Annotated in this window: 10 protein-coding genes; 7 read left to right on the top strand and 3 right to left on the bottom strand. The window is 66.3% G+C overall.

The genetic code is table 11. The features are described from left to right. Positions 1-3: 3 nt before the first annotated feature. Together ABZO33_RS25870 and ABZO33_RS25865 are read right to left on the bottom strand one after the other, a co-directional pair. Positions 4-1,494: an aldehyde dehydrogenase gene (locus ABZO33_RS25870; RefSeq protein WP_414538365.1), complete on the bottom strand. Its 1,491-nt coding sequence runs from the start codon at positions 1,492-1,494 to the stop codon at positions 4-6. A 67-nt stretch (positions 1,495-1,561) separates the two neighbouring features. Continuing rightward, complete coding sequence (locus tag ABZO33_RS25865) at positions 1,562-2,410, bottom strand: helix-turn-helix transcriptional regulator (protein ID WP_414538364.1); 849 nt, start codon at positions 2,408-2,410, stop codon at positions 1,562-1,564. A gap of 318 nt (positions 2,411-2,728) precedes the next feature. Here ABZO33_RS25865 and ABZO33_RS25860 point away from each other — a divergent pair, with 318 nt between their 5' ends. The 3 genes from ABZO33_RS25860 to ABZO33_RS25850 all read left to right on the top strand — a co-directional run bounded on the left by ABZO33_RS25860 (position 2,729) and on the right by ABZO33_RS25850 (position 5,681). Then, entirely contained in the window at positions 2,729-3,799 is a 1,071-nt protein-coding gene (locus ABZO33_RS25860; RefSeq protein ID WP_414538363.1) for an enoyl-CoA hydratase/isomerase family protein, read from the top strand. A 16-nt stretch (positions 3,800-3,815) separates the two neighbouring features. Continuing rightward, positions 3,816-4,967, top strand: a complete 1,152-nt coding sequence (locus tag ABZO33_RS25855; protein ID WP_414538362.1) for an acyl-CoA dehydrogenase family protein — start codon at positions 3,816-3,818, stop codon at positions 4,965-4,967. 156 nt (positions 4,968-5,123) lie between these two features. Beyond that, a complete protein-coding gene (locus ABZO33_RS25850; RefSeq protein WP_414538361.1) occupies positions 5,124-5,681 on the top strand; it encodes a TetR/AcrR family transcriptional regulator in 558 nt (185 codons plus the stop codon). Between the two features lie 12 nt (positions 5,682-5,693). On the opposite strand, the gene ABZO33_RS25845 is transcribed toward ABZO33_RS25850, so the two are convergent. Continuing rightward, the gene (locus ABZO33_RS25845) at positions 5,694-5,816 is read right to left on the bottom strand and encodes a hypothetical protein (RefSeq protein ID WP_414538360.1); all 123 of its coding nucleotides are present in this window, start codon (positions 5,814-5,816) and stop codon (positions 5,694-5,696) included. A gap of 221 nt (positions 5,817-6,037) precedes the next feature. On the opposite strand from ABZO33_RS25845, the gene ABZO33_RS25840 reads away from it, so the two are divergent. Genes ABZO33_RS25840 through ABZO33_RS25825 form a run of 4 tightly spaced genes read left to right on the top strand, consistent with a single transcriptional unit; the run spans position 6,038 to position 11,607 of the window. After that, complete coding sequence (locus tag ABZO33_RS25840; RefSeq protein WP_414538359.1) at positions 6,038-7,384, top strand: hypothetical protein; 1,347 nt, start codon at positions 6,038-6,040, stop codon at positions 7,382-7,384. A gap of 26 nt (positions 7,385-7,410) precedes the next feature. After that, on the top strand, positions 7,411-9,645 hold the full coding sequence (locus tag ABZO33_RS25835; RefSeq protein ID WP_414538358.1) for an Ig-like domain-containing protein: 2,235 nt from the start codon (positions 7,411-7,413) through the stop codon (positions 9,643-9,645). A gap of 15 nt (positions 9,646-9,660) precedes the next feature. Beyond that, positions 9,661-10,131 (top strand): curlin, encoded by a 471-nt coding sequence (locus tag ABZO33_RS25830; RefSeq protein WP_414538357.1) that lies wholly within the window; start codon positions 9,661-9,663, stop codon positions 10,129-10,131. 30 nt (positions 10,132-10,161) lie between these two features. Further along, a complete protein-coding gene (locus ABZO33_RS25825; protein ID WP_414538356.1) occupies positions 10,162-11,607 on the top strand; it encodes a curlin in 1,446 nt (481 codons plus the stop codon). Positions 11,608-12,435 lie beyond the last annotated feature (828 nt).

Here is a 12,435-nt window from a genome sequence, read left to right as displayed (position 1 = left end):
ATGTCAGCGCAGCTGGATCCAGGTGGTCTTGAGTTGGGTGTACTTGTCCAACGAATGCAGCGAGAGGTCGCGGCCGAATCCGGACTGGCGCCCGCCGCCGAACGGCACGGTCACGTCCAGGGCGTCGACGGTGTTGACCGACACCGTGCCGGCCCTGAGCCGCCTGGCCACGCGGTGGGCGCGGTTGAGATCGTCGCTCCACACCGACGCAGCCAGGCCATAGACGCTGTCGTTGGCCAGGGCGATGGCCTGCTCCTCGTCGTCGAAGGTGCTGACCGCCAGCACCGGGCCGAAGATCTCGTCGCGGGCCAGGGCCATGTCCTGGCGGACGTCGGTGAAGATCGTCGGCGTGATGAAGTTGCGCGAGCCGTTCACGCTCAGGCGCTCACCGCCGCAACGCAGACGCGCGCCCTGCTCCCGGGCCTGGCCGATGGCAGCCTCGATACGCGCGGTCTGCGTGGCATCGACGATGGCGCCGGCACGGCTGGCCGGGTCCAGCGGGTCGCCCGGCAGCCATTCGCGGGCCTGGCGCAGCAGGCGCTCGACGAACTCGTCGTGGATCGAGCGCTGCACATACAGCCGCGAATTGGCCGAGCACACCTCGCCCTGGTTGAAGAAGATGCCGAACGCGGCCTTCTGCGCCGCCAGGTCGAGGTCGCGGCAGTCGTCGAACACCAGGTTCGGGCTCTTGCCGCCGCATTCGAGCCACACCTGCTTGAGGTTCGACTGCGCCGAATACTGCATGAAGTACTTGCCCACCTGGGTGGAGCCGGTGAACACCAGGCAGTCCACGTCCGGGTGCAGGCCCAGGGCACGACCAGCGGTTTCGCCCAGGCCCGGGACCACGTTGAGCACGCCCTCCGGCAACCCGGCCTCCAGGGCCAGTTCGGCCAGGCGCAGGGCCGAGAACGGCGACTGCTCGGCGGGCTTGAGCACCACGCTGTTGCCTGCCGCCAGCGCCGGAGCGACCTTCCAGGCGGCCATGTCCAGCGGGAAGTTCCAGGGCACCACCGCGCCGACCACACCCAACGCCTCGCGGCTGATCATCGCCACGGCACTGGCGGCGGTCGGGGCGACCTGGTCATAGAGCTTGTCCAGCGCCTCGCCATACCAGGCGAACACCTGGGCCGCGCCGGGTACGTCGATGCTGTAGGCATCCATCACCGGTTTGCCCATGTTCAGCGAATCGAGCAGCGCCAGCTCCTCGCGGTGGGCCAGCATCAACTCGGCCAGATGCAGCAGCACGCGCTTGCGCTCGGCCGGCGCCATGCGCGCCCAGGGGCCATGCTCGAAGGCACGGCGGGCGGCGCGCACCGCCTGGTCGATCTCGCTGTCGGCGCAGGCGGCGACCTGGGCCAGGCACTGCTCGGTCGCCGGGTTGATGGCGGCGAAGGTGGCGCCGTCGCGGGCCGCTACCGGGCGTCCGTCGATCAACGCGGTGGTGATGAAGCTTTGCCGCGCGGCGCGCTGCAGCCAATCGCTTTTCGTATGCACGCAGGTCTCCCCTCCGGCCACACGCGGGCCGGTGATTGTCGTTGTCTGGATGAGGTGAAGCGGTGTGTCAGCGCCGTCGCAGGTAGCTTTCCAGCGGGTCCTTGCTCAAGCCTTCCTGGGCCTGGGCCAGCGAAGCGATGAACAGCGAGAACAGCTCGGCCTGGGTGGCGATATCGAGCTTGGCGTAGAGGTTCTTGCGGTGGGTCTTGACCGTGTCTTCGCTGATGCCCAGGCGCTCGGCCAGCGAACGCGTGGAATGGCCGCGCAGCAGGTACTGGGCAATGTGGCACTCACGCTCGGTGAGCAAGGACGAGCCGAAGTTGTTCAGCGCGGCGTTGATTTGCCGCCCCAGCGCGCTTTCGAAACGCCCGCCCAGTGCCTCCGCATCCAGCTGCCCCCAGTGACGGCGCACCACCGCCACCACCCAGGCGGCGACACACTTGAGCTCGGCCACCTGACGGCTGCCCAGGCGCCGGGTGCTGCCCAAGGCCACGGCGATGGTCAGCTGGGCGTCCAGCGACACCAGGTAGTTGAGTTCGTCCTCCAGGTGCGCGTGCTGGTAGAACGAGGTGTAGTACTCGCTCCGTTTGAAGTGGTCGGGAGCGACGTCGCTCAGGCGATAGCAACCGGCGGGCACGCCGTCCATGCAGGCACGGTAGAACGGGCACAGCAGGTAGTAGCCTTCGAGGTACTTCTGCACGTTGCCCTCGGGCAGCCAAGGCCCCTCGTCGTCCTTGGCGAACAGCGCCGACGGCAGGCCCTTGCGCGGGTACAGGAACACAGTGATGGCCTGGCACGCCGCCAGTTGGTTGAGCGCGGCGAACAGTGCCTCGACGAAGCCTGGAGTGCCGATGGCGTCGACCACGCGGGCCATCTGCGCATACCAGTCGGGCGAATTCAGCTGGGCATTGCTCATTATTGTCTTCCCCGCCAGGGTGAGTGCTGGCCGGGATTGTTTCATGGGGGGGACGGGGCGGCTATCACCCTTCGGGGTGAGAGGCGACCGTCGTTCTGCCTGTAGCGACGCTATCGCGGGGCAAGCTCCGCTGCTACAGGTAACCGGTAGTTGCTACAGTGGCTGCCTCGGCCAAGAGCGCGCGTGAGGACAAAAATGCAGGGGCGCCCTGCAGATTTGCCAATTGTGCAAGGTAATTTTGCATGACAGGATCGACCGATCCGCTCGCGCACTCCAGGACTTCACTTGGAAAATCAATAACAAAGCAGGGAGACCGCGATGACCGCGCACGCTCAACCCTCGGCAACGGATCAGGTACTGGCCGAGGTCCGCAACCACATTGGCCACCTCACCCTCAATCGCCCCGCCGGCCTCAACGCCCTGACCCTGGACATGGTGCGCAGCCTGCAGCACCACCTCGACCAATGGGCGCAGGACCCGCAGGTGCACGCCGTTATGCTGCGTGGCGAGGGCCCCAAGGGCTTCTGCGCCGGCGGCGATATCCGTTCGCTGCACGACAGCTACAAGGCCGGCGAGAAACTGCACGAAGACTTCTTCGTCGAGGAGTACGCCCTGGACCTGTGCCTGCACCGCTACCGCAAGCCGGTGCTGGTGCTGATGGACGGTTTCACCCTGGGCGGCGGCATGGGCCTGGCCCAGGGCTGCGACCTGCGCATCGTCACCGAGCGCAGCCGCCTGGGCATGCCCGAGGTGGGCATCGGCTACTTCCCGGATGTCGGCGGTAGCTACTTCCTGTCCCGCGTGCCCGGCGAGCTGGGCATCTACCTGGGCGTCAGCGGCACCCAGGTCAAGGCCGCCGACGCCCTGTACTGCGGCCTCGCCGACTGGCACCTGGACAGCGCCAAGCTGGCCGCGCTGGATGAAGGCCTGAACCGCCTGGTGTTCGGCGAGCATCCGCTCAAGGACCTGCAGGGCCTGCTGGCCAAGCTCGGCACCCAGGTGCTCGAAGACGCCCCACTGGCGCGCCTGCGCCCGGTGATCGACCACTTCTTCGCCCTGCCCGACCTGCCCAGCATCATCGAACAGCTGCGCGCCGTGACCATCGGCGACAGCCACCCGTGGGCGCTGGATACCGCCGCCCTGCTGGAGACCCGCTCGCCGCTGGCCATGGCCGTGACCCTGGAACTGCTGCGCCGTGGCCGCCACCTGAGCCTGGAAGACTGTTTCGCCATGGAACTGCACATCGACCGCCAGTGGTTCGCCCACGGCGACATCATCGAGGGCGTGCGCGCCCTGATCATCGACAAGGACAAGCAGCCACGCTGGAACCCGCCGACCCTGGGCGAACTCACCGCGCAGCGCGTCGACCAATTCTTCGAAGGCCTGTGAGCCCGGGAGTACACAGATGCAAGACCTGGAACTGAGCGAAGAACAGATCATGATCCGCGACATGGCCCGCGACTTCGCCCGCGGCGAGATCGCCCCCCATGCCCAGGCCTGGGAAAAGGCCGGCTGGATCGACGATGACGTGGTGCGCAAGATGGGCGAACTGGGCCTGCTCGGCATGGTCGCCCCGGAACAGTTCGGCGGCAGTTACACCGACTACGTCGCCTATGCCCTGGCGGTGGAGGAAATATCCGCCGGCGACGGCGCCATCGGGGCGCTGATGAGCATCCACAACTCGGTGGGCTGTGGCCCGCTGCTGGCCTACGGCACACCTGAACAACAGCAGGCCTGGCTGCCGAAACTGGCCAGCGGCGAGGTGATCGGCTGCTTCTGCCTGACCGAGCCCCAGGCCGGCTCCGAGGCCCACAACCTGCGCACGCGTGCCGAACTGGTCGATGGCCAGTGGGTGATCAATGGCGCCAAACAGTTCGTCAGCAATGCCCGCCGCGCCAAGCTGGCCATCGTCTTCGCCGTGACCGACCCGGACCTGGGCAAGAAAGGCCTCTCGGCGTTCCTGGTGCCCACCGACAACCCCGGGTTCAAGGTCGACCGCAGCGAACACAAGATGGGCATCCGCGCCTCCGACACCTGCGCGGTGACCCTGGACAACTGCCGCATCCCGGCCGCCAACCTGCTCGGCGAGCGTGGCAAGGGCCTGGCCATCGCCCTGTCCAACCTCGAAGGCGGGCGCATCGGCATCGCCGCCCAGGCCCTGGGCATCGCCCGCGCGGCATTCGAGGCGGCACTGACCTACTCCCGCGAGCGCATCCAGTTCGGCAAGCCGATCAACGAGCACCAGAGCATCGCCAACCTGCTGGCCGACATGCAAGTGCAGATCAACGCCAGCCGCCTGCTGATCCTGCACGCCGCGCGTCTGCGCAGCGCGGGCAAGCCTTGCCTGTCGGAGGCCTCCCAGGCCAAGCTGTTCGCCTCCGAAATGGCCGAACGGGTCTGCTCGATGGCGATCCAGGTGCACGGCGGCTACGGCTACCTGGAAGACTACCCGGTGGAGAAGTACTACCGGGATGCGCGGATCACCCAGATCTACGAGGGCTCCAGCGAGATCCAGCGGATGCTGATCGCCCGTGAGCTGAAGCATTATCCGATCTGACGTTGCCATCGCGGGTCAAGCCCGCTCCCACAGTGGAGCAGCCTTGACCCGCGATGAATTGTTCAATCCATGAGATTTATTAGTCTCATATGATACAGTTATGGATCTTTCGTCTCTTTTCGCCTGCCCGACAGCCGAACCCCGACTGAGGTCCTAATGCGTAGATCCCTCCAAGAAGAACGCCTGCTCAAGGCGTTGGCCCAGGCCATTGTCGTCCACCCCCGCGCCACCCTCAAGGAGCTGGCGGAAACCGCCGGGGTCAGCAAGGCCACCCTGCACCGCTTCTGCGGCACCCGCGACAACCTGGTGAAGCTGCTGGAAGACCATGGCGAGCAAGTGCTCAACCAGGTCATCCTCGAAGCCGACCTGGACCGCACCGAGCCGCTGGCCGGCATTCGTCACCTGATCGCCGAACACCTCAAACACCGCGAACTACTGATGTTCCTGATGTTCCAGTACCGCCCCGACACCTTGCTCAACGACACCGAGGATCTGCGCTGGCAGGCGTATATCCAGGCCATGGACGCGTTCTTCCTGCGCGCCCAGCAGTTGGGCGTGCTGCGCATCGACATCAGCGCGGCGGTGTTCACCGAGATGTTCATGACCATGATCTACGGCATGGTCGATGCCGAGCACCGTGGCCGCGCCGCCAGTGCCAACACTGCGCAGACGGTCGAACAGCTGTTCCTCAACGGCGCCCGACCACAAGCCTGACGAACAGGGTGGCTATCGATCGGCCGCGCCTGCCAGTTCCTCGATACTGATCTCACCCCGCCTGAACGTCTGTACCTTGCCGGTCACCGGGAACGCATCGACCAGGCGGAAATGGCGTGGGGTCATCGGGTGCATGGCAGCAGAAACCTTCGCGACAAACACTTCACAGCCCTGCCCCCATTCCCCAATGCTGGGTCCACCTGCCCACCCGCATGACCTCGCCGGACAGTTGCCAGAGGCGCTGAAACCCCTACCCCAGAGCCATTTCACCTGCCCCTGCGAAACCTGGCACAACAGTTGCCGATCCCTCCCCAGACGCCCCAACCCATGGGCCCGTTTGCAGGAGGAAGCAACTCATGCACCGACCGACACCCCACCCGCTGGCCGTGGCGATCTTCGCCGGCCTGCTCCAGCTCCCGGCCCAGGCTGCGCTGTATGCGGTCGACACCGGCCCCTATACCCTGCCCACCGGCAAGTTCCCTGCCTGGTACCAGGACAGCCACGGCCGCGTGCTCGACCTGTGCCTGTCCAAGGCGGTGAGTTCGCGGGTCGCCGGTGCTCCCGGCGCGCCCTCGTACATGTGCACGCTGCTGCCGACGCCCGGCGTGTTCGACGACACCCAGCCAGTCGTCTTCCCCAGCAACTTCCCTGACGAAGCGTTCTGGTTCACCGCCGACGCCGCCATCGTCGATGCCGCCCGCGGTATCGACCTGAGCTACGGTTCGGCCATCGAAGCCGCGTTCAGTGCCGAGGAACCGGTGGATGGCGACCAGGTCAGCTTCGCCCGGGTGCGCATCCGCGTCGATGTGCCGGTGGCCGGTACCTACACCATCACCCACCCTTATGGTGTCGATGTGTTCGAGGTGGCGGCCGGCGGACGCCGGGCGATCAACATGACCCGCGACATCGGCATAGGCTCGCCAGGCGACTACAGCGGCGCGCTCAGGGGCGATGTCGGGCCGTTCCTGCGCAGCGTCAACGGCCCCTACACCGAGACCAACCCGGGCACCGGCGCCAGCGAACGCTTCATCGGCGACCCGAACCTGGAAGAGCCGGTCACCGGCAGCCCGTTCAACACCAACTTCGTGCGCATCGAAGGGCCCAACGGCATCGACCTGCGTACCGAGCTGTTCGCCATCTCCGGCAAGCTGTCCACGGTCAACCGCCCGACACCGCTGATCCCGCTGCGCAGCACCTATTCGCGGCACACCGTGAATGGCGACCTGCGCGCCCAGCAGGATGTGTTCGTGATGGCCCCGCCGGCGCCCGCCACGGTCACCCTGACCAGCCAGACACCCACCCTGCCCCTCGGCGAGGCCAACGGCACCGGTGCCTGGTACGCCCAGTCGCCACTCAACCCGACCCTGCCGCTGACCTTGCAGGTGACCGCCGACAACAGCCTGGCCATCGCCACCAGCACCCCGACCAGCGCACCGATGCCGCTGACCGACCTGGTGACCATCAGCCGCGCCGAATACAGCCTGGGCAGCGGCCAGCTGACCCTGGTGGCCAGCAGCAGCGACGAGACCAACCCGCCGGCCCTCACCGCCCGCACCGGCAATGGTGCGTTGATCGGCGGCCTGAGCGGCAACGGCGCGGTCAAGACCCTGACCACCGGGCTCTCGCCGATCCCGCCAGCGACGGTGCAGGTCACCAGCGCCCATGGCGGCAGCGACAGCGAAGACGTGGTGCTGGTGCCATGAACAGGACACGCCTTCAAGGAGGCAGCATGAATACTTGGTCGCGTCGCGCACTCTGCGCCGCCGGTTTCACCCTCACCCTCAGCAGCGCGGCCTGGGCCGCGCTGTCGGAGGTCGACCCCGGCCCCTACACCTTCGCCACCGGGGGCTACCCCATGTGGTACAAGGACGCCAACAACCTCGCCCTGGAGCTGTGCCAGTCGCGTGCCACCAGCACCCGGTCACCGGGCGGCCCGGGCGCTCCGGCCTACATGTGCACCCTGCTGCCCGAGCCCGGGGTCTATGACGATGCCCTGCCGCTGGTGTTCCCGGACAACTGGCCACCAGAGATGTTCTGGTTCCTGGCCGAGACCGAGATCCCCCAGGTAGGCAACAGTGGTTACGAGCTGGAAGTCTACGTCGCGGGCCTTGAGGCAGCCTTCGCCGCCGAGAATCCGGTCAATGGCGACCAGCAGAGCTTCGCCCGCATCCGCATCCGCGCCTCGGTGCCGCGCACCGGCACCTACACCATCACCCACCCGTATGGGGTCGAGACGGTCAACGTGACCACGGCGGGCCGGCGGGCGATCAACATCACCCGCGACATCGGCATCGGCGCCCCCGGCAACTTCAGCGGTGCGCTGAACGGCAACCTCGGCCCGTTCCTGCGCGGTGTCGGCGGCCCCTACAGCGAAGTCAACCCGGACACCGGCGCCACCGAGACCTTCGTCGGCGACCCTAACATCACCGAGGCGGTGACCGGCAGCCCGAACAACACCAACTTCGTGCGCATCCAGGGCCCGGCGGGCACCATCCAGACCAACGTTTTCACCGTCTCCGGCAAGGTCCTCGACCAACGCCAGCAAACCCCGGCGACGCTGGAACGCGCCACCTACCAGCGCAACGCCGCGGGCACCCGCGTCGAAGTCTTCGCCAAGGCGCCGAACAGCGCCAGCCTGTGCCTGCGCAACGGCCTGGCGCTGGTCGGCTCGCCGCCTTCTCCATGCCAGTTCAGCATGCTCGCCGACAACAACGGGTTGTTCTTCAACCAGCAACTGAGCCAGGCAGTGCCACCGTCGGTGGTGGTGGTCACCGCCAGCAGCCCGGCCGGCACCACGCGCCCGACATCGCTGTCGAGCAAGCTCAGCGATGTGGTCAAGGTGGGCACGGCACGCTATGACTGGAGCGCCAAGCGGTTGCTGATCGAGGCCCGTTCCAGCGACGAAGTCGTGGTGCCGGACTTGCTGGTCCAGGGCTTCGGACGGATGTCCAAGTCCGGTGTCCAGCAAAGCCTCACGGTCAACGACCTGGCCCAGCCGCCTGCCAGCATCACGGTCAAGTCGGCACATGGCGGTGTCGACGTGGAACCGGTGGTGGTGGTCGGCAGCGCTCCGGTGCAGGCCGAGAACCAGCCGCCCGTGGCCCAGGCTGACAACGGCAATACCAGCGTCGGCATACCGATTACCCTCAACCTGTTGGCCAACGACAGCGACCCTGACGGCAACGTGCCGCTGAGCATCAGCGACCTCACCCAACCGGGCACCGGCCTGGGCGGCGTGGTGATGAACGGCACCACGGCAGTGACCTACACCCCACCGGCCGGGGCCACCTCGCCGCTGGTGGCGACCTTCAGCTACCGCGCGCAAGACGCCAAGGGCCTGAAGTCGCCAGTCACCACCGTGACCGTCAACGTCGCGCCGAACCGTGCACCGACCGCAGTGGCCGATAGCGGTGCCACCCTCGGCGTGCCACTGACCATCAACGCCCTGGCCAACGACACCGACCCGGAAGGCAACCTGCCACTGACCATCGCCAGCGTCACCCAGCCGACCCCGGCCGGGCGCGGCACGGTGAGCACCGACGGCAACGTGATCACCTACACGCCACCGGCCACGGTCACCGCAGCGTTCACCACCAGCTTCACCTATGTCGCCCGTGACGCGATTGGCGCCACCTCGACGCCCGGCACGGTCACGGTGCAGGTATCGCCACGACCGGCCCAGGAGACCTTCGCGGTCACCGCGGCGACGGTCACGGCGCGCTCCAACAACCGCTTCAACTGGGACATCAGCGGCACGTCGTCAGTGACCACCGGCAACACCATCACGGTACGGGTGACCACCACCAGCGGCGTGCAGACCCTGGGCACCACCACCGTGCCGGTCACCGGCCGCTGGCGCCTGACGGTGAGCAACAGCACCACGCTGATCCCGACCGCCGCCCCAACCGCGACCGTGACCAGCAGCCAGGGCACCACGCGCACCACCAACGTGGTCGTGCAGTAGCGCCGGGAGGATGCCATGAACGCCCTGTTTGCATTGCTGCTGTGCCTGGCCCTCGGGGGCCAGGCCTGGGCCGACGACCTGATGGACAACGCCGACCTCGCCGCCGGCAGCGACCTGGGCGAGCCCCTGGTGCTGCGCCTGCTGCCAAGCGGCGCCGGCCAGGTCGTGGTGATCGAGCAACTGGGCACCGGCAACCGCGCCGCCCTCGACCAGAACGGCCAGGCCCTGCTGGGCCGGATCGTCCAGGCCGGGGGCGCGCAGGAGGCTTACATCCTGCAGGAAGGCAGCGACCTGACGGCCGCGATCAGCCAGCAGGGCCAGGGCAACGACGCGACGATCCGCCAGAGCGGCAGCGGCAACAGCGCCGCCATCGAGCAGATCGGCAACCACAACAGCGCCACCATCGACCAGCGCGGCACGGGGCTCAACAGCGCCGTGACCCAGGCCGGCAACGGCCAGCAGGTCCACATCACCCAGTACCGCTAGGCCCTCATCGTCAGATCTGGAGGCAATACCATGCACAAGCTCGCCCCCCTGAGTGCTGCCATCGTCCTGGCCCTTGCCGGCCAGGCCATGGCCGACGACAGCACTTCGACCCAGTCCCAACAGGGCAACCAGAACATCGCCGAGGTCAAGCAGACCCAGGCGCCGTTCGCCTCGGCCACGCAGAACCAGGCTGGCCACGACCACAACCACATGGCCCTGCAGGACAGCAGCACCAGCCATATCCAGCAGAGCGCCACCGGCTCGTTCAACGCCGGCTACGCCGAGCAGTTGTTCGAGAACGGCAGCCAGATCACCCAGCAGGCCGGCGGCAGCCTCAACGACGCCTTCGCCAGCCAGTCGGTGGGCGAGAACAACGAAGCCCTGCAGGTCCAGCAAGGCAGCGGCAACCGTTCGGTCATCTGGCAGGACACCCAGTACGGCAGCCAGGCCACCACCTTGCAGTCCGGTCATGGCAACGACGCCACGGTCGAGCAACTGTTCGGCGGCAGCAACAACAAGAGCGTGATCATGCAGGGTGGCAGCGACAACCAGGCCGCCGCCGAACACATGACCCACCAGGACGGCGATATCGCCATCTACCAGGAGGGCCGGCAGAACTGGGCCTACGGCGACCAGCGCGACGGCCTGGGCGGCACCATCGGCATCAACCAGTACGGCACCGGCAACTCGGTGGAGGTGTGGCAGGACAACCAGGCCGCGAGCCAGGCCAGTGTCTACCAGAACGGCCAGAGCAACGAAGGCTACATCGACCAGAGTTTCGGCCAGGCCAACAGCGCAGGCCTGAGCCAGACCGGCCGTGGCAACGCCAGCTGGTCGGACCAGTACGAGACCAACCAGGCGGTGACCAGTATTTCCCAGGTGGGCAACAACAACCTGCACTTCACCTACCAGACCGGTGACAACCACAGCCTGACCATCAGCACGGTGGGCAACGCCAACAAGATCATGGCCAGCAACTGGAAGGGCGAGAAGTCCGGCGGGCAGTTCGGTGTCGGCCAGCAGGCGCAGATCAACCAGGCCGGTAATGGCAACGGGGTCAACCTCACCCAGGAAGGCAACAGCCAGATCGCCCGGCTGAACCAGGATGGCAACCGCAACCAGATGGAGACCCGCCAGGCCGACAGCAACAACGAGCTGTACTTCGAGCAGAACGGCAGCGACAACCTGCTCATCGCCGACCAGCGCGGCACCGCCAACTACGCCGAGGGCCTGGCCGCCGGCAATGGCGGCAGCATCACCCTCGAGCAGTCGGGCAGTGGCAACCAGAGCTACACCTATCAGCTGTATGGCAGTGGCAACGAGGCGACCATCAAGCAGACCGATGGGGTCAACCTCGCCTACGTGACCCAGGGGGGGAATGGGAACCAGGCGTTTGTCGACCAGAGTGGGGCTAGTCAGACGGCCACCATTACGCAGTTCGGGAATGCCAATATGGCGACTGTTACCCAGCAGTGACGGGGTTTCCCCTTGGACCGTGGCGTTGGTTCTCCCCTGGCGCTGCGGTTCCTTTTTTTCTTTGGGTTGGGGTTTGGTTCGGGTTCGGGTTCGGGTTCGGGTTCGGGTTCGGGTTCGGGTTCGGGTTCGGGGCGATAGTTTTGTTTTTTGTGAGCGCATTCGTAGAAGATGTCGACATTTAGTCACCCTTTCGCCTTTACGGCGACCTACTTTTGTCTTGACAAAAGTAGGCAAAACCGTTCGGCTCCGTTCATACGGCCCCTACGCTTCGCTACGGGGTTCCCTCGCTCCGTTCTTGCTCCCGTGGGTACCGCGCTGTACGCCCCATCCTGGGGCGCAGCGCTCGACGGCCATCCATGGCCGTCGCCCCACTACGCAAGAACTCCACTCGGCCTCCTGAAGTCGCAATTTGTGTCGCCTGAACTACCGCGCACTTAGAAGCAAGATCAAGAACAGATCAAGAACAGATCAAGAACAGATCAAGAACAGATCAAGAGCAGATATGTTGGTTTTGTTAGTGGATGTTATGTTGTTCTTCATTACGTCATCGCGGGGCAAGCCCGCTCCCACGTTGAATCACATAGTCAAACTATCGTGGGAGCGGGCTTGCCCCGCGATGTTGGTCTAGAGTTCCCACGATGGCAACTAGCGACTAGCTGCGTTAGTGCAGGCACCGCCCGTAACTTCGCGACTTCAGGAGGCCGAACGCAGGTCTTGCGGAGGGAGGTGACGGGCATGGATGCCCGTCAAGCGCTGCGCCCCAGGATGGGGCGTTCAGCGCGGTCCTCCCGGGAGCAAGGCCGGAGTGAGGGGACCCGGAGCGAAGCG

It is taken from the genome of Pseudomonas sp. CAM1A (assembly GCF_047501685.1).
GTDB lineage: Bacteria > Pseudomonadota > Gammaproteobacteria > Pseudomonadales > Pseudomonadaceae > Aquipseudomonas.
This window is presented reverse-complemented; position numbering and strand designations above follow the sequence as displayed.